The following is an 18,802-nucleotide window of genomic DNA, read 5'->3' as shown; positions in this document are numbered from 1 at the left end:
GATCACAGAAAGTGATCTCGGCGGGAAACAGCGACCTCCGTCACCAGGCGCTGTGCGATTGGACGTGCCTCCGCCAGCGCGAGTCCGGTATGCGCCCGGACGCGCCGGGTCAGATCCTTGCGGAGGTTCTCTTGAAGGACGGTGCTTTCCCGGAAGTGCGGCGGCACAACCTTGACCCGCACGAGCCCCGCGAGATCGTGGACAATGTCGATCACCTGGTCCTCGTCGAGTCGCCCGCTCTCCAGGTGGGCGGACAGCGCCTGAGCGAGGATGCTGTAGATAGGGCCCTCTGTGTGCGGGTCGAGTCCGAGAGTGGTGATGTCGCCTTCCGGCTGCAGGGTCTCGTCGATCAGGGTCCGCAGAGCCGGGGCCAGATCATCCCAAGCGCCATCCATGCTTCTCAGCAGGTGGTCGAGCCGCTCGCTGAGACGGTCGGCGCGTTGCGGGTCCAGAGCGCGATGCGAGTCGATGTGATGGCGCAGAGCGTGTTCGTACTCACGGGCACGAGTCCGGTCGCTGCGCAGCTCGTCCACCTTCTCCCGAAAGCCGGGATCGGTGATCTCCACGGGCGGCACCTGCTCGATCACGCGACTGCCCTGGATGTGTTTGTCCAGCAACTCCCGCAGGACCGGGCCGTACTGGTTGGGGTCGGGACGGCCCGTGCCCGTGTCACGGAAGCGGCGCCTGGCGCGCCATTGGACGAGGCCGACGACCTGTGCGAGCTCCTCATGGACCAATGCTTCGGGCCGGGGCAACAGCCGGTCCATGGCGTTCAGGAAAGCGCTGACGGTGGCATCGAACCGAGCTCGGGTGTCCCGATTCTCAAGCAGTTCCAACAGGCGCTCCTGCTCCTCCTCGGCCGTCGATGCCGTGACTCCCAACGACCTCAGGAGATCCTTGAGCTGCGACGCACGGTCCAGCAGGAGTGGCAGCTCGTGCTTGATGAGCTCCTCTCGCATACCTTCGAGATCCTTCAGCTCATATTCGGCCAGCGCGCTGTCGAGGTTCTCGGTGAGCGCCACGTAGTCGACCACCAGCCCGTAGGGCTTGTTACGCGCTCGGCGATTGGTGCGGGCGATGGCCTGGAGGAGCTCTGCCTGACGAATCGGACGGTCGACGTACAGCACCTGTTCGAGGGGGGCGTCGAAGCCTGTGAGCAGCATCCGCTGGACGATGAGGAAGGCGATCGGTGCCGCCGTGGCCGACTGGGCGGGGACGTCGATGTTCCATGTTGTGTCGGGCCGGAGACCGTCCCACGGGTCGCCGCCCTCCGGAGCGGACGGCTGGGGAGCCGGTGCGGGGGCGTCCTGCCACGGGTCGCCCTGTGTCTCGGACGGGTGCGGGCCGCGCCCGTCCTCGTCCGGTTCCGGCGCGGGGAACGCGGCCTGGAATCGGTCGATGCGCTCGTACTGTGCGGCCTGGTCCGTCCATTCGCGCAGCTCGGGAGGATCGCCCTCGCTGCCGGAGATGATCGGAACGAAGTCGATCGCGCGGAGCAACGACAGACGCGCCGCCGCGGCGGCCAGCACGGGTTCGTCGAAACCGTCGTGCGATCCGCCGAAGTTCCTATGGGCATGAGCGGCCTTGACCAGGTCGTCCCGGGCGGTGCGCAGAGCCGCGCGATAGCGGACGGCCGCGACTCTGCTCACGGCCACGACCTGTGCCTTGAATCCTCGCGGCAGCACGGTCGTGACCCAGTGGACGAGCATGTCGCGGGCCTTCTCCGCGATCAGTCCGCTGGATTCCAGTGCGTCACGGAGCCCGAGTACCGCCTGGGCGCCGCCGGTCTCTGCCTCGTAGGCGGTGTCCAATGCCACGCGGTCCACGACGTCGGCGTGGCTGTGCCGTCCCTCGTAGCGGATGGGAACAGTTGCCTCGTCCTGCTCGGCCTGGGTGAGCGTGTAGCGGTCGAGTTCCTTACCGAAGATCCGTGCGGTGTTCGCCTTGTCCGATCGAATGATCGGCGTGCCGGTCAAGCCGATCACCGTCGCGTTGGGGACGGCACGACGCAACCGGGCGTGGAACATCCCCGACTGCGTCCGGTGAGCCTCATCGATCAGCAGCAGGATCTGGTCGCTGTCGTTGAGCAGCCCGGGCGCGAACTGGACGTCGTCGGGATCCTCGGCAAGGCTGGAAAGCTCACGTTCGCTGACCGTGTCATCCTTGCGAGCCTGCTGGATCATCAGCTGGATCACGTTCGGCGTCGGATCGGTCAGGTGCGTGCGGGCCTCGGCGCTGTTCTCGGCCACGCGCGGCTTTTCCCCGCTGAGCCTGAGCACTGGGGTGAGCTGGCGTTTGAGGGCTCGCCGGTCGGACACCACGACCACCTTGAAGCCTCGGTGTCGTGGTGAGTTGCGAAGCTTGCGGACCAGGAAGACCATCGTGAGGCTCTTGCCCGAGCCCTGGGTGTGCCAGAGCAACCCGCCGCGCGCCTCAGGCCGGGACTCCTCGGTCATCCTGCGCACAATCCTGTGGACCGCGCGGAACTGCTGGTAACGCGCGACCAGCCGGGTGGTCTTGCCCTCCATCCGCTGGAAGATCGAGAAGCTGTGCACCAGGTCGATCAGGTGGCTCGCGCGAAGCGCCCCGGCCGCCAGTGTCTCCAGCGACGTGAGCGGGCGGTCGGCGCCGATTTCGGATGCCACCCGGTCCCCGGGGACCGGCTCGGTCGTCTTCCATTCGGCGAAGTGCTCCGGCAGAGACGTCACCGTGCCGAGGCGGGCCTGCTCTCCGTCGGTGGCGACGAGCACTTGCACGTACCGGAAGAACCCCGGCAGGGACTGGTTCGGCACCATACGGCGGCGGCCGGTGTAGGTGCGCAGGACGTCGATCGCTCCGTTGACCCCGTCGGTCTGCCAGGCGGAAGAGCAGGCGACGACCACGAAAGGGATGCCGTTGACGAACAGCACCGCATCGAGCTCAATCTTCGGGATACCGCCGTCTCTCGGACGCTGGACGGGAACGCGTGTCGCGACGAGCAGATCGTTGAGCTCGGGATTGTCCCAGTCCACGAGCCGGATGGCACGCCTGCGGCCGTCCGGGTCGTCCGATGGACCGTCCACGACGACGCCCGACTGCAGAACTTCGAAGAACTCCTCGTTCCCCTGAACGAGCTCCCCGCTCAGCCTTCGGGTGACGGACTCCCAGACCTGGTCGAGGCGCGGCTCGTCGAGCCACAAACGTCCGTCGGTAGCGGGGTTGATCTGACGGACCGCTTCAAGAAACCGGTCACGGAGCAGTCCGTCCCGTAGGGCCTCCTCGTCCGACAGCACGGTTCCGGGGAGAGCGGCGTCCAGACGATCGACCCAGCCCAGATGCGTGACGAGGAGGTCGGCCAGACGGTCTGTGATCTGCTCCCCGTGCACCGGTCACGTCCCTTCGCGTGAGGTCGGTCGCAAGATCGTACCGAAGCCGACAGTTGATATGTCAGAAAAGTTCCAAGTTCGCCCGTCGGGGATAGCCGAGTTCGCGAAGGTGCTCCCGGAGACACCGAGCGGCCTGATCCCGGTGCGCCTCCAACTGCTCCAGGGACGTCTCGTACTTACGGGCCAGCGTGTGATAACGCTCCACCAAGTCACGGCACGCCGCGTCCAGGCGGGCGTCGAGCCGTGCCCTCAGCGCCTCATTCAGGATGTCGAGCACGATCTCCTCCGCCCGAGACCGCGAGATCTCGGAAACGGCCGCGACCAGCGTCCGCTCGAACGATCGCTCGTACTCGTCCAGAGCGCGTCTCGCCGCCGTTCGCTCTCTCTTGAGGCGTCGCAGTTCAGCGGCTGATCCCGTCTCGGTGCGGTCTTCGGTGTCCGCCTCGGCCAAGGACTCCCTCACCCGGACGTCGAGGGCCTGGTAGGCCGTCTCCAACCGATCGAGTTCGTCGAGGTACTCGGGCATCACCCGGCCGACAAGGGGGTGCGAGCGTGCCTCCCGGCGCTCGGCGGCGGTACGGTCCCTGACCTTGCCGCCCTTCAGCCGCTGGGGCGCCAGCATGATCTCGATGGATGTGACCCAGCCCTGAACGACCCGGAGAGGCCCTCCAGCGGCCAGAGCCTTGATGTCGGTGAGGTGGTCGCCCCACCATTCGGCGACCAAGCCGGTGAGGGCGAACTCGTCCAGGGTGGGGTGGTGGCCCAAGGTCGCGCGAAAGCTTTCGAGTAGATCCTCCCTTGCCTTCATCGGAGCCTCGGCCGACGGCAGTTCGCGAAGCAATTTTGCGTGGTCCCGCCACCATAGGTCGCATGTCGCATGGAGCTTTGCGGCCGCCTCGGCGGCACAGACGGCCAGGCGCTCACGGGCCGCGTCCGGACCTTCGCGAGGAAACTCGCTATAGTCGGCGTCCAGTGAGGCGAAGAAGTCGGAGATGTCGAGACCGAACGCGGCGAACGCGGGTGCGGCGGCATCGACCTCAGCACGGGGCACCCCTCCGTACAGATGCGCGCCGACATCCTGGGGTTCGGGGGAGGGAGTGTTGTCCACCCAACGGCGGATGTTCAGATTGGCGTCATCGGCGAGCAGTGCGGAGATCGGGACCAGCCGCGAAAAACCGGGGACCGTCCGCCGCTCCCGGTAGACACGGATGATCTTCTCGAGATGCTCTTCGCCGAGCTGGTTCTGGGTCCGGCCGGGCGTGAACTCCCGGTCAGCGTTGATGAAGAGGATGGTTCCCGCCATCCCGGGGGGCTTCGCTCCAGGAGCCCGCAGCAGCAGGAGGCAGGCGGGGATGCCGGTCCCCGAGAAGATCCCGGGGGCGAGGCCGATCACGGCCTCGATGACGTCGGCGCGCAGGAGGTTTTCCCTGATCTTCTTCTCCTGACCCGAACGGAACAGGACACCATGCGGCATGACGGTGACGGCCAGACCGTCCCGCTCGTCAAGTGAGGCCACCATGTGCTGGACGAAGAGCAAGTCGGCGGCTTTGGTGCCCGAACCGTACTGGAAACGGCCGTGGGCGTTCGCCGCAACGGCGGAGTCGTCGTATTCGGCCGAGAATTCAGGGTTGGACAGGATGCGGGAGAACCTGCGAGGGCGGTCCCCAGTGATGTGTCGGGGCTGGGCGAGCGTGTCGCCCAGCAGCACGTCCGCGTCGCGGATTCCGTGCAGCAGCAGGTTCATGCGGGCGTCCACGTACTGGCTCGCGGACAGCTCCTGTCCTGCCAGCGCCACCTCGCCGCCGCGCCCGGGGTAATGGTCTTCGACGTGCTCGCGTGCGAGGACGAGCATGCCGGCCGAGCCGGCACAAGGGTCGTAGACCGAGTGGCCGGGTGCCGGGTCGGCGAGTCCCACCATCAGCCGCACGATGGGACGCGGCGTGTAGAGGTCCCCGCTCCCCGACCCGCTGGCATCGGCGAATCTGCGGAGTGTGGACTCGTACGCGGTGCCGATCAGGTCGGGAAACTCCAGGTCTTGGTCGCCGAGCCGGACCTGGGAGAGTAGCCGGATCATCTGGACGAGAGTCCCGTCAGTGAGCCGTTCTCCTCCCGGAGCCTTGTTGAAGTCGACGTGGCGCAGCACTCCGGCCAGGTCCATGTTGTGCCGTTCCAGGGCCGTGAGCGCCTCGTTGAGTTTGTTACCGACCATCTTGGTGAGGGCGGCCAGGCTCGTCCAGCGGGCCTCCGGAGGGACGAAGACGTGCTCGGTGTAGAGCTCGGGATCGTCGGCCGCTGCGCGGGCCTCCTCCTCGGTGGAGCCGAGCGCGAGCTCGTCTGCCCGTACCCGTTCGGCGGCCTCGGCGAAGGCATCCGAGGAACGCTTGAGGAGCAGCAGCGCGAACACGAAGTTGCGCTTGGCTGTGATGTCCATCTTGCCCAACAGCTCAGCGGTATCCATGAGGAGTTGATCGAGCTGGTGGAGGGTGACCTTGGCCACGGTGCCGGCCTCCCAGGGTCCGGGGGTGAGATGCGGTCAGGGGAGTTGGTCGATTCCCAGAGCTTCCAGGATGCGGTAGATGTCCGTCGTGGTGTCGCGCCGCAACGGATCACAGTTGGTGGCGTGGCCCGGAAATCCTGGCTTCTCGTTGGCGTCACAGAATCCGCTAGGACAACGTCTCACCAGACGCCTGGCGAGCTCGACAGCCTTCTTCTTGTCGGCGAGCTTGTCGAGTTGGGTGTCGTTGAGACGTTTGGGCCTGTCGTCGCTGTCCCGCCCGCCGCTCTGCTTGGCATAGTCCTTGAATTCCTTCACGGTGCGCAACTGTTTGATCACCCAGTCGTTGTCTTCACTCAGCTCAGGTGGTACGCCGGGTGCCAGGTGCAGCCACAGCCACAGGTCGAAGGATGGGGTGGAGAACGCGACTTTCACACCGTTGTCGACGGCCTTGCGTATCGCGGTGTCCACGTCGCTGTGCTGGTCACGGTCGAAGACGGCCCAGACGTTGTTCTTCTCCTTTCCGCGTAGCCGCCGCCGCTCCTGGACGGCCCATTCCACGGCGGGAAGCGGCTTGTAGCCCTTCTTGGGCTGCTTGTGCGGTGAGAGAACGATATGGAAGCTGAGTTCTTCTCCGTGATCGTCTTCGAGACGGGTGAGATAGTCCCGCTCGGTGAACCCTTCGCACACCAGTCGCAGGACCTTCTGCCTGCGCGATGCACCGAGTTCGGGGCGAGGTCTGGCATCGCCGGTCGGCGCGCCGCGCTTCTTGGCCCGCTTCCCCTTCGGGGTCATGCCTTGGCCTCGACGATCGTTCCGGAGACGTCCGCCGCCAGTTCGTTGGTGGAAATCCGCGGGATGGCCCCGTAGCTGCCGGACAGGTAGTGCCGATCCAGCGGCTCGGTCTTGCGGGGACGCGCATCGGTCAGCGGGTAGATCTCCGACTGGCCGTTGCGCTTCTTCACCGTGAGGCGCACCTGATCGCGTTCGAGTGCCTGGACCGGATGCGCATTGCCCAGCAGGGTCGCATCGTGGGTCGTGCAAATCAGTTGCGCGCCACGAGGATTGGCGTCCTCGTCCTGGAACAGCCTGATGACCTCTGCGGCCAGTAGGGGATGCAGGCTGGTGTCCAGTTCGTCCACCAAGAGTGTGGATCCGTGATCCAAGGCTTCCAGCATCGGTCCGATGAAGGCGAACCACGAACGTGTGCCCATGGACTCCTGCCGCTCGAAGTCCAGCGGCACGCCGCCTTCGGCTCCCTGATGGATGAGCCGGAGGTCGGGTTCCAGTTCGGCGCCGATCACACCGAGGTCGGCGGACGCCAGCAACTGGAGGATGCGGTCTCGCTGGGTCGCGTCGGCGAGCTTGTCCTTGGTGAAGCCCTCCCGCGCATGGACGTCCCGACCCGGGCTGACCCACCAAATGTTTCGTTTGAACCAGTCGTGAACAGGCCCAAGGTGGGGGTGATTGAACGCGGCTGCGACGGTCAGAAAGAGGGCGTTGGCCCTGGTTTGGGGGACAAGGCTCTCCTTGGCGCCCTTGAGCCCCTCGCCGGGGAACTGGAAGGCGTCCTCGCGATCCGCGTCCCGTTCGAACCACACCTGCTTACGGGCCTGGCCGCCTGGGTAGGCGTGCAACCACTCGGTCTCGATCCGCTCGTCCGACACCTCGAAGCCGTAGACGAAGCGGTCACCGTCGACGACGATGTCCGCCTCGAACAGGGAGGTCTCTTCTCTCGCGGCCGGATCGAGTTCGAAGGGGTCCCGTGGGACGCCGTCCAGCGACGACCACTCGTGGACCGAGAACAACACGGCCTGTCGCATCCAGCGCATCGCGTGCAGTGTGTTGGACTTGCCGGAGGCGTTGGCACCGTAGATGACGGTGACGGGCAGGTAGGCGACCTCCGGGCTCTCGTGCAGCCCCGACGGCCGGCCGGATCCTTGGTTGAATCGGCTCGCCGAGGTCCACAGCTCGAACTCGTCACGGAAGGACCGGTGATTCGCTGCCCGGAATCTCAGTAGCATGGTGAGCCCCCTAACACGGGTTCACGATCCATCTTAGGCTCCTCTGTGCATGATTCCTACATAACCTCGACTTAAACACGATGTCCATAGCTGCGTCCAACCTGTGGATCCCGAACCCACTTCACCGGATGTCAGTCGGCCCGTCTACCCTCCAGAGCAAGGCGTGGGATGGGAGGATCGCCCAGTGGTGAGACTGACGTTGCCGCAGTTGGAGCGGCACCTCTTCGGGGCGGCGGACATCCTGCGGGGCTCGATGGACGCAGCGGAGTACAAGGACTACATCTTCGGGATGTTGTTCCTGAAGCGCTCATCGGACCAGTTCGACGCTATTCATGACCGGGTCGTCCGGGATGCGGAGCGCAAGGGCCGCAGCCACATCGAGGCGGAGGCGTACGCGGAGGCCAAGTTCCACTACGTCCGCGAGCACGAGTTCTACGTGCCCGAAAAGGCACGCTGGTCCTACATCGTGGACAAGTCCCGTGATCGCAACGAGAGTCTCGTGGACCTCCTCAACGTCGCGTTGGAGGAACTGGAGAACCAGAATCCGGCCGCCCTGTCGAACGTGTTGGACTATGTGGAGTTCGGCCGCATGCGCGACCGTCGGCGACTCCAGGCGCTCATCGACCACTTCGAGCGGTATCCGCTGGCCAACGAGAACTTCGAGTTCCCGGACATGCTGGGAGCTGCGTACGAGTATCTGATCCGGGAGTTCGCGGACTCTGCTGGGAAGAAGGGGGGGGAGTTCTACACCCCCCGCTCGGTGGTGCGGATGATGGTCCGGCTGGCCGACCCCCGGCAAGGCATGTGGGTTTACGACCCCTGCGCCGGGTCGGCGGGCATGCTGGTGCATGCGCATGAGCATGTCCGGGAGCACGGCGGCGACCCGAACACCCTGGCATTGTGCGGGCAGGAGGCCAACGGCAGCGTCTGGGCAATGTCGAAGATGAACATGATCCTTCACGGCATCATCGACGCTCAGCTCCACCACGGGGACACACTCGCAGAGCCCCTGCACGTGAACACCATGACCAACGAGCTCCAGACCTTCGACCGCATCCTGTCGAATCCGCCGTTCTCACTGAGCTACGAACCAAAGGAGATGAAGTTCCCCGAACGGATGGAATACGGCTGGACGCCGCCCACGGGTAAGAAGGCCGACCTGATGTTCGTCCAGCACATGCTCGCGGTGCTGAAGCCGGACGGCAAGGCGGTCACGGTCATGCCGCACGGAGTGCTGTTCCGAGGTGGCGCTGAACGAGATATTCGAAGCGAGATCATCGAAGGCGGCCGGCTGGAAGCTGTCATCGGCCTCGGCCCCAACCTCTTCTACGGGACGGGCATCCCGGCCTGCATCCTGATCCTCCATGGTCGCAACGGCGTCCCACCCGAGCGTCGCGGTCGCGTGCTCTTCATCAACGCCGATCGCGAATATCTGGCTGGACGAGCACAGAATGAGCTCGGCTATGAGCACATCGAGAAAATCGTCTCGACCTACGAGTCGTTCGCCGAGGTTCCGCGTTTCTCTCGTGTCGTCCCGATCTCCGAACTAGCGGCCAACGACTACAACCTCAACATCCGCCGCTATGTGGACAGCACCCCGCCACCGGAGCCACAGGACGTCCGAGCCCACATCCACGGCGGAGTACCCAAGTCGGAGGTCGCCGACAAGGCCCCGCTCTTCCACGCGTACGGCATCGATCCGGCGACCCTCTTCGTCGAGAAAAACGACACCTACTACGACTTCCCGCCCCAGGGTTGGGAAGCGACCGCCGCTCGCATCCCAGATCTAGCCCGCCCACGCGAGGACGAGCTACGCGAGGCCAGCGCCGCCTGGTGGAGCGAACACGAGAAGCTCCTCGTCGAGCTGCCACACTCCCACCGCTTCGCCCACACCAGGAAAGAGCTCCTCGACAGCTTCGTCTCCCGCTTGGAGTCGATTGGCCTTCTCGACGACTTCCAACTCGCTGGCACGATCGCCGCCTGGTGGGGCGAGGTCCGCTACGACCTCCTCGCTCTTGAACAGAACGGATTCTCCGAGGTCGTCAACGGCTGGGTCAACTCCATCGAGGCCGCCTTCACTGAAGACCCCCATGAGGAAGCCCGAGCCAAGCAACGCCGCATCAACGAGAAGCGCCGAGCCCGCGAACACCCGGTCGTCCCGCATCTCTTGGCCGACTACCTCCAGGAGCTCAATGAGGTCGAAGCTCTGCGCGCCGAACTCGACGCCCGTCTCAAGGCCGCGACGACCCCACCCGACGAGGACGAGGAGTTGGACCCCGAAACCATCATCACCCCGTCCGAACTGCGGAGACTCAAAGCCGAACTCGCCGCCACGAAACGCCGTGTAAAAGCTTTGGACAAAGAATTTATACCCCGTCTCAAGAAGAGGTCCACTGCCCTTATCGACGACGAAAAACAGCAAGTTGTTCTCGACATTTTCTATTCAAAGTTGGCTAGTCGCTTGAGCGCTATTCTGGTGGAAGGTCGCCACTCAATTGAAGACGCCTACAGTACATGGGTCGAGAAATATGCTGTTTTTCTCCAGATCATTGAGGTGGAGCGTGAAAACGTTTCTGCTGCCTTGAATGAAAATCTCAAGGGACTTGGATATGTCTGAGCAAGGCTGGGCAAGGAAGAAGATCGGTCAGTTGCTGGTCAGGCACTTCGCTGGTGCATGGGGTGAAGATCCTGGCTACGTGGGGGCCGCGAATGTTGTTGTCCTCCGATCCACAAATCTGGACGATTCGGGAGGGTTGACTCTATCTACCGGAGCTCCGCGTCGCTTCACTCCCAAAGAGTTGACATCTAAGCGCCTTGTAGATAGTGATATATTGCTGGAAGCTTCCGGTGGAGGGCCTGGTAAGCCGGTCGGGCGCGTGGCGCTATTCCAAGGAGACGGCTCCTCTGAGTATGCCTGCTCAAACTTCTTCCGGGCGCTCCGAGTTGATGGCAGCCTAGTGAATCCGAAATTCCTAGCAACCAAGCTTCAGTGGCTATATAGGCAGTCATCCATATGGCGCTATCAGCAACAAACTACGGGAATCATCAATCTGCGATTTGGTGATTATCTTGATCAGGAGATTGAGCTTCCTCCGTTGGATCAGCAGCGGCGAATAGCGGAGATCCTCGATGTCGCCGATGAACAGATCCAGTCAATCGACCATCTGGTTTCCAAGCTAAGGCTGATCTGCATCGGGATTGTTTCTGACGCTTTGAATGAGATTGAGCAGACTGCTGAATCGACGGCTCTACTTTCGGAGGTTGCCGATATCTCCAGTGGTGTGACTCTCGGTTCGGAGCCAGCAGGGGACGGTTCAATTGAAGTTCCTTATCTGCGCGTGGCTAACGTTCAGGACGGATACATCGATACTTCCGAGGTGAAGGCGATTCGAATCTTCCGTTCGCAGATGGAACGCTTCCGTCTAGAGGCAGGTGACGTGCTTCTTACCGAAGGTGGCGACTTCGACAAGCTAGGGCGTGGGGCAGTTTGGGATGCCCGAATCCCGGAATGTATCTGTCAGAATCACATCTTTCGCGTGCGATGCGATCGACAGGTGTTGCTGCCCGAATATTTGGCAGCATATGCATCGTCTCCGCGTGGGCGTGCCTACTTCCTGAGCATCGCGAAACAGACCACCAACTTGGCGACGATCAATTCTACGCAGCTCAAGTCTATGCCTCTACCCCTTCCCTCGCTGGAACGACAGCAGAAGCTAATTGACGCGGTCGAAGCATGTAGTGGTCGAATTCAGGCAGAGCTGAAAGTCGCTGACCGTCTGCGACTGCTTAAGCAGGGGCTCATTGATGATCTGTTGACCGGTCGCGTGCGTGTTCCTCTCTAACGATTGTTCGATCTCTTGGGTCGTCGAGTTCTGACTCAGCCCAGCGGGGCCCTCCAGTCGGGCTGATCGGTTGCGCTGAGAGCGGTCGTGATTCAAAGTTCATGGGGCCGTTGCTGATTGCGTCGATCGCTGTAACCAAGGCGGCCCGAGTGAAGATCAACTTTGGGCCATTGGGGTCTTTTGAGTCACGAATGGCTATCGCGGTCGTGACCGATCCAGCCTGGGCGCCCGCAATTTCTACGCTAGCGTTTCCGCGTCCATCGTGGTGGCTGTTGTTGGGCCATCGCACTTCTGCTAGCTCTACACAATCTCCACCATAATGATCGCTATACCTGCTCTTGCGCCACTCTGAAAATGTAACGTTGCTGATCTTCACAGACTCTCCAATTTTGAACTGATCAATGTGCGTGTTCCATTCAGGTGGTATGCATGGGTCTTTATGAGGTCATATTGAACCAAGTAGTCAGGGATGCGAGATGGCTGCTCGATGAACTGGCCGGTGCCTTGGGTTTCGATGTAGACGGCCTGTGTGCCGTCGTTGAAGCCGAGGAGGGTGAAGCTGCCCGCGAGGCCCGGGTAGTAGCCGGTGTTCTGTGGGACGACGTCGATGGTGATGTTGGGGCGTTCGCTTGCTTCAAGCAGGGCTTCAAGTTGGGCTCTGTGGACGTCTCGGCTTCCGATCACCCGATGGAGAACGCTCTCGTCCAGGGTGAGGAGTACCTGAGGTGGGTTCTCTCTGGTGAGGATGGCCTGGCGCTCCATGCGTCTGGTGACGAACTCATTGGCCGTGAACTCGTCCACTGTGCCCATCATCGCGCTGGCGTAGTCCTTGGTCTGGAACAGTCCGTTTACCAGGAGAGCACTGAAGACCCGGATGTAGCGGGCCTCTTGCTCGCGCTCCAGATACTGGTTGAAGCCGGGCGGGGGCGCGACGGCGTGGCGGGTTTCGAGGATGCGTTGGCGGAGGCGGACGAAGAGGCCGTTGGTCTTGAAGTAGGTGTTGAGGGCCTCGGCGAATTCCTCAGAGGGGATGTTCTTGCACAGCTCGACCTGGCCTACGTAGGAGTCGGTGAAGCCCAGGGCTTCGGCGAGTTGTTTCTTGGACAGGCCGGCCTGTTCGCGCCACGCAGTGAGCTCCCGGGCGAAGGTGACGATGGCGGGGGCGTCGTGAGGCTCTGAGACTGCGGGCATCGGGAACTCCGGGATAGACCTGATCGGCCGGTTCGGACGATCAGGGCGGGGGTGGACCGAGGGTCGTCGGTGGTCGCTTTCCGACCCTAACCCCGGACTGTGACGCTGGTCACGGCGTTTCGACGACTCGACCGGATGCGGAGGTGCCCATGGCAGGGTGCGACGCTCGAACGTCCCCGCCCGAGCTGTACGCCTGGGACTTGGAGAAGGCGGACGGTGCGGGCTCGTGCGGTATGACCGACGATCGGGAGGCTGCGTTCGGCAACGTGGGCCAGGCGTTGGCCGGGGCGCCACCCGGTGCGAAGGGGCGGGTACGGCGGGTGGAGCCGTCGTACTCCGGCCGGGTCGGCTACGTCGACCTCGGGACGGTCGGGTGGGCGCGTCAGGACGGGACCGGTGTGTCGTGGATCCGGTAGTGGCCGCCCGTGAGCTGGAACGACTCGGGCGGGTACTGCCAGCGGAGGGGTGGGCGACCGAACCGCACCGCCTCGACAGGGTTCCGCGGCTGCGGGTGTTCGACCCGGACACGCCTCGCTTCGGTGATCGTGTGGGGGTGACGGACGGGCCGGGTGGGGAACCCTGGTTCGTCTCGTCCACTGAGGAGCTTGTTTCACCGGTCTGGGACCTGCCCTGCGCGGTTGAGCGGATCGGGAAGCTGATCGAGACCTTTCGGCCGCTTGCACGGCGGCTGGGCTTGGCCGGGCGTTGAGGTCGGGCGTGCCGATCGCCCCTGATTTACTGGGCGGAGAGGGAGTCGGGTGGGGTGTTCGGGTAGGGAGCTTCCGTGCGCGGCGGCGTGGAGTACGAGCTGGTCGAGATGCCGCTGATCCGGCAGCTCGAGGCCATGGGCTGGAGACATCTGGACGGCCTTGGCGGCGAGTCGTGGGCCCGGCACGCGGACCCCATCGCGTCTGAGCGAGCGAGGTTCCTGGACGTTCTATTGGAGCAGCGCCTGCACAAGGCGTTGCGTCGGCTCAATCCGGGTCCCGGTGGCGAACCGTGGCTCGACGTGGCGAGGCTCACGCAGGCGGTGGGCGCATTGACGCGGGGTGCCCCGAACCTGGTGGAAGCCAACCGGCGTGCCACGGAGGTGCTCGTTGACGGTACTCGGGTGGACGGCCTGCCCGGATGGCGAGGAGGACGGGACCAGAGCATCCGGTTCGTGGACTGGGAGTGTCCCGAGAACAACGACCTGCTGGTGGTCTCCCAGTTTCGCGTGGATCTCCCGGGAGGCCATGGCCGGTACGTCGCCCCTGATCTGGTGTTGTTCGTCAACGGCATTCCGCTCGTCGTCGTCGAGTGCAAGGAGCCAGGCAGCCCGCTGGGTGCGGCGATCGACCAACTGATGCGGTACGCGGACCGTCGCGGTGCGGCCGAAAGAGAGGGCAGTGAGCGGTTGTTCCGTACGGTGCAGCTCACCGTCGCCACGAACGGGGACGAGGCTCGGCTCGGGTCGATCACGTCGCGGGGGGACGACTACGCGGTGTGGCGTGACCCCTATCCGCTGACCAGAGAGGCGCTGGCCGCAACACTCGGCAACGACGCGGCCGGCCTCACCCAGCAAGAGACCCTGGTGGCGGGCGTGCTGCGCCCGGAAAGCTTGCTGGACATCGTCCGCAACTACGTATTGTTCATGCAGGTGGATCGCGCGACGGTCAAGGTGGTCCCGCGCTACCAGCAGTATCGCGCCGTGGACAAGGCGATTCGCCGCCTACGCACCGGCCGGACCCGTGCCGAGGACGGCGACACCGATCGGCGCGGCGGCGTCATCTGGCATACCCAAGGCTCAGGCAAGAGCCTGACGATGGTCTTCCTGATCCGCAAACTCCGGGTGACGCCGGGCCTTCGAAACTTCAAGGTCGTGATCATTACCGACCGCAAGGATCTACAACGGCAACTGGGCGCGACGGCGCAGCTGGCTGGTGAAAGGGTCTGCATCGCGGCCACGACCAGGCAGGCCAAGCCGTTCCTGGCGGCGAAGGGCCCCTCCCTCGTCTTCGTGACCATCCAGAAGCAGCGCGACGGCAAGGCGGCGACCCCGCTGAACAAGAGCCCGTCTCTCGGCGTGTTGAACACCGACGAACACATCGTGATCTTGGTGGACGAGGCGCACCGGTCTCACACCTCGACCTTCCACGCCAATCTCAACGACGCCCTGCCCAACGCCGCGAAAATCGGTTTCACTGGCACGCCCATCCGCAAGGGTGCCCGGAAACGCACGTGGTGGATCTTCGGCGCGGCGGAGGAGGACTACCTCGACACCTACCGGCTCAGGGAGGCCGAGGAAGACGAGGCGATCGTCCCGATCTTCTACGAGGGCCACACGGTCAAGGGCGCGGTGCGGGACGGCCGTGACCTCGACGAGGTGTTCGAAGACATGTTCGCCGAGCACTCCGCCGAGGAACGCGCGGAACTGCAACGTCGCTACGCGACCCGCGGCGACGTGCTCGACTCACGCCGCATGATCGAGGCGAAGGCCCGGCACATGCTGCGCCACTACGTGGCGAGCGTGCTCCCGGGAGGCTTCAAAGCCCAGGTCGTGGCGAACAGCCGTGAGGCCACCGTCCGGTACCGGGAGGCGTTGCTGAGCGCCCGCGCCGAACTGGTGGCCGAGATCGAGTCCGCGTCAGCCATGCTGGGGGACGCGGCGCCCGAGATGCTTTCCGGTGACGAGGCGTTCCTAGCGGGAGCCGTTCCCTATCTGCCGCTGTTGCGTGTCATCGACTTCGTCCCCGTCATCTCGGGAGATCTGAACGACCGGCCCAGGCTGAAACTCTGGACCACCGGCCACCGAAGCCGCATCAGCGCCTTCCTCACCGATTTCCCCGAGCATTTTGGTGGGAGTGACCGGCCGATCGCGTTCCTCATCGTCAAGTCCATGCTGCTGACCGGCTTCGATGCTCCGATCGAACAGGTCCTCTACCTGGACCGCTCGATGCGGGACGCCGAACTGCTCCAGGCCATCGCCCGCACCAATCGGACACGTCCCAGCAAACGGCACGGCTTGGTCGTCGACTACTTCGGTGTCGCTAACCATCTGGAGAAGGCGTTCGCCGTCTACGACTCTGATGACGTCGAGGGCGTGCTGCACAGCGTGACCGACGAGATCGACACGCTCCGCCCCAAGCGTGACCGGCTGCGACTGCTCTTCACCGACCGGGCTGCCATCCCCTGGCCGGACGAGGAGTCGATCGAGGTGTGCGTGCGGGTCCTGGAACCCTCCGAGATCCGTGCCCGCTTCACCGTCCTCCTGAAGGACTTTCTCGCCGCCTTGGACACTGTGCTGCCGCGCCGCGAGGCCCGGGAATTCCTTCCGGACGCCACGCTGTTCGGCGAGATCGCCGCCCGGGCGTCGCGCCGCTACCGGCGCGGGGCTTCCGACTTCGACCCCAGCCTGTACGGGGCCAAGGTCCGTGACCTGATCGACCGGCATCTGGTGTCGCTGGGCATCTCCGCGAGGATCCCTCCCGTGTCGGTGACCGATCCGGGATTCCGGGCGGCTCTCGGGGTCCTGGCGGGGCCGCGAGCCAAGGCGTCGGAGATGGAACACGCGATCCGGCACCACCTGGAGGTGCATCTTGGGGAGGATCCCGTCCACTACCAGCGGTTGCGGGAACGCTTGGAAGAGATCCTCCGCCGTTACCACGAACAGTGGGAGGAGCAGGTCGCCCTGTTCGATCTGCTCATCGACGACCTGGAGGGACACGGAGAGGCCGATGATCCGGCAGCCGGACTGACACCGCTGGAACAGGCCCTCTTCCGCGTGATCGTGGAGGAGACGGTCACCGATGGCGCCCTGCCCGAGCAACGGACGCGGTTCGTCCGGGACGCGGCCGTTCGTCTGGGAGACCAGGTGTGGCGACACACCGCCAAGGCAGGACTGTGGGCCAACGAGGTGGCGCAGGTCCGGCTGCGTGCCGACCTCGCCGCCGTCGTCCACGAAATGGAACTGACCTCCTTCGATCAAGTGGATCACCTGACCGGGGAAATCTTCGATGTGGCCAGGGCACGCCTCGCCGGCGGCTCCGGCCCCGGCCGCGAGGCGAGTGGCACGGTAAGCGGATGATGGAGGGAACCCCGCGACTACCCGAGCGGCTTCTGCTGTCCGATCTGGAGGTCCGTGTCGAGGTCGCGCCCGCGCGCAGCGGCATCCGGCTTACCGTGGAGCGGGACGCCACCGTGACCGCCCGGGTGCCACCGGCGGTGGACGCCGACGCGCTCGCCCGGGTGATCGACAGCAGGAGCCAGTGGCTGCACGAGAAGCTGGCGGCCCGGCGTGATGAGATCGACGCCAGGGTCGTCAAACGCCTGGTCTCCGGTGAGCGGTTCGCCTACCTCGGCCGGGGATACCGGTTGCGGTACGCGGACGACGGTCCCGAGGAGATCCGGCTCGTTGCAGGCAGGCTGCGGTTGCGGCGCGACCGTCAGGCGACCGCGGCCGAACTGCTGGTCGACTGGTATGTCAGAGGCGGACGGCGTTGGTTGCCGCGCCGCGTCGAGGGCTGGGCACGCGTGATGTCCTTGCCGAATCCCCCGCTCACGGTGCGACCGCTTGGCCACCGCTGGGGTTCCTGCGGTTCCGATGGCACCGTCAACATCCACTGGGCGACGATGCAGCTTCCCGTCGACCTTCTCGATTATGTCCTGGTGCACGAGCTGGCTCACCTGTCACACCGGGCCCACACCCTGGAGTTCTGGCGTACCGTCGAGAAGGCGTTGCCCGGAGCGGCACGCCGCCGGGAGCAGCTGCGCCTAGCCGGCGCCGGACTGTGGTTTCCAGAGGTTCCGTGACTGATGGGGATGACGGCGTGTCGGGTTCCGGCTTACCCTGCCTCGGGGGCCCTGTCGCTTGACGATTCGGGGGGCCCGCTGACAGAGGAGCCCGATGCGCTTCAAAGGCATCCACCGCAAATCCCGGGAGCTGAGGGACACCTCATACTCTCCGTCGCCGTCGCCCCCCGACTCGGGGCAGCGGCCGGAGACCCGGCAGTTCCGTCCGCGCAGCAACCAGCCACGAGACCGGTTCGGCAGGTTCCGCAAGGCGGGACGGGACGACGACTTCGCGGTGCGCGCCGCACCCGACGCGGTCACTGACGCGGCCTCCGACGCTCCGGCCCTCGCCGCACCCCGGCGGCCCGGTGGTGCCCGGGCCGGGGACGCGCGACCGGTCGGCTATTCGTGGCGTGACTTCGAGCTCGATGACGAGCCGCCGCGTGCCGAGCCGCATCCGCCCGGCAGACCGAACGCCGCCGCCGACGGCCGTCTGCACTGTGGCGTGCTGGAGAGCGTTCTCTATCGCCAGTGGGACGCCCGGCAGGGACCGCCGACGCCGGAGGTCGTCCGGGCGGTCGAGAGCCTGGCGCGACTGCCCGACTCGCTCAAGGAGAAGCTGGCGGGCGGGCTCGACGGCATCTATGTGGGACCCGGCGGTGTCCCGCAGCTCGACGACATGGGCCACCTGCGCGACCGGCCGCTGCCGTCCGGCCGCGCGACCTGGGACATCTGCGCCGGCGCCTACGGCGACCGGAAGATCGTGGTGGGCGACCGCCCGTCGCCCACGCCCGACGTGATGATGCACGAGGTCGGTCACGCCCTCGACGACATCGACGGCGAGAGCGGCGGCTGGCAGTCCGACAGCGCGGCGTTCCGGGCCCTGTACGACCAGTGCCGGCCGTTCCTCGCCAGCGACTTCCATCTGCAGCCGGATGATCTCGGCCGCCGGGAGTTCTTCGCCGACGCGTTCGCGGCGATCTCCGCCCGGCAACGACCGGCTCTGGTCGATATGCTCGCCGGCAACATCCGTGCCGCACTCGATGTCATGCTCTTCTTCAACCGACGATACGGAATCTGACCCAACACCAGCGACGCAAGCTCCGAACGGAACCT

12 protein-coding genes are annotated in these 18,802 nt (G+C 64.9%); 6 read left to right on the top strand and 6 right to left on the bottom strand.

Annotation, left to right across the window (positions count from 1 at the left end):
• Positions 1-2 precede the first annotated feature (2 nt).
• The 4 genes from ABD333_RS22855 to ABD333_RS22840 all read right to left on the bottom strand — a co-directional run bounded on the left by ABD333_RS22855 (position 3) and on the right by ABD333_RS22840 (position 7,883).
• Entirely contained in the window at positions 3-3,365 is a 3,363-nt protein-coding gene (locus ABD333_RS22855; protein ID WP_344543965.1) for a type I restriction endonuclease subunit R, read from the bottom strand.
• Between the two features lie 61 nt (positions 3,366-3,426).
• Positions 3,427-5,862, bottom strand: a complete 2,436-nt coding sequence (locus tag ABD333_RS22850) for an N-6 DNA methylase (protein WP_344543963.1) — start codon at positions 5,860-5,862, stop codon at positions 3,427-3,429.
• 36 nt (positions 5,863-5,898) lie between these two features.
• On the bottom strand, positions 5,899-6,654 hold the full coding sequence (locus tag ABD333_RS22845; protein WP_344543962.1) for an RloB family protein: 756 nt from the start codon (positions 6,652-6,654) through the stop codon (positions 5,899-5,901).
• Positions 6,651-7,883, bottom strand: coding sequence for an AAA family ATPase (locus tag ABD333_RS22840; RefSeq protein ID WP_344543960.1), 1,233 nt, complete (start codon positions 7,881-7,883; stop codon positions 6,651-6,653). Before ABD333_RS22840 ends, ABD333_RS22845 begins: the two co-directional genes overlap by 4 nt.
• 184 nt (positions 7,884-8,067) lie before the next feature.
• On the opposite strand from ABD333_RS22840, the gene ABD333_RS22835 reads away from it, so the two are divergent.
• Complete coding sequence (locus ABD333_RS22835) at positions 8,068-10,500, top strand: type I restriction-modification system subunit M (protein WP_344543958.1); 2,433 nt, start codon at positions 8,068-8,070, stop codon at positions 10,498-10,500.
• On the top strand, positions 10,493-11,725 hold the full coding sequence (locus tag ABD333_RS22830; protein ID WP_344543957.1) for a restriction endonuclease subunit S: 1,233 nt from the start codon (positions 10,493-10,495) through the stop codon (positions 11,723-11,725). Before ABD333_RS22835 ends, ABD333_RS22830 begins: the two co-directional genes overlap by 8 nt.
• Here the strand turns inward: ABD333_RS22830 and ABD333_RS22825 are convergent.
• A complete protein-coding gene (locus tag ABD333_RS22825; protein ID WP_486303484.1) occupies positions 11,682-12,014 on the bottom strand; it encodes a DUF397 domain-containing protein in 333 nt (110 codons plus the stop codon). The two genes, ABD333_RS22830 and ABD333_RS22825, sit on opposite strands and share 44 nt — an antisense overlap.
• 83 nt (positions 12,015-12,097) lie before the next feature.
• Positions 12,098-12,916: a helix-turn-helix domain-containing protein gene (locus tag ABD333_RS22820; protein ID WP_344543953.1), complete on the bottom strand. Its 819-nt coding sequence runs from the start codon at positions 12,914-12,916 to the stop codon at positions 12,098-12,100.
• A 149-nt stretch (positions 12,917-13,065) separates the two neighbouring features.
• On the opposite strand from ABD333_RS22820, the gene ABD333_RS22815 reads away from it, so the two are divergent.
• The 4 genes from ABD333_RS22815 to ABD333_RS22800 all read left to right on the top strand — a co-directional run bounded on the left by ABD333_RS22815 (position 13,066) and on the right by ABD333_RS22800 (position 18,767).
• Positions 13,066-13,332, top strand: coding sequence for a hypothetical protein (locus ABD333_RS22815; RefSeq protein WP_344543951.1), 267 nt, complete (start codon positions 13,066-13,068; stop codon positions 13,330-13,332).
• Between the two features lie 368 nt (positions 13,333-13,700).
• On the top strand, positions 13,701-16,982 hold the full coding sequence (locus ABD333_RS22810) for a type I restriction endonuclease subunit R (RefSeq protein WP_344543949.1): 3,282 nt from the start codon (positions 13,701-13,703) through the stop codon (positions 16,980-16,982).
• Positions 16,979-17,707, top strand: coding sequence for a M48 family metallopeptidase (locus tag ABD333_RS22805; protein WP_344543947.1), 729 nt, complete (start codon positions 16,979-16,981; stop codon positions 17,705-17,707). Before ABD333_RS22810 ends, ABD333_RS22805 begins: the two co-directional genes overlap by 4 nt.
• Before the next feature lie 94 nt (positions 17,708-17,801).
• Complete coding sequence (locus ABD333_RS22800; RefSeq protein WP_344543946.1) at positions 17,802-18,767, top strand: hypothetical protein; 966 nt, start codon at positions 17,802-17,804, stop codon at positions 18,765-18,767.
• The last annotated feature ends 35 nt before the right edge of the window (positions 18,768-18,802 follow it).

It is taken from the genome of Actinomadura fulvescens (assembly GCF_039533225.1).
In the GTDB taxonomy this organism is placed as follows: Bacteria; Actinomycetota; Actinomycetes; order Streptosporangiales; family Streptosporangiaceae; genus Spirillospora; species Spirillospora fulvescens.
This window is presented reverse-complemented; position numbering and strand designations above follow the sequence as displayed.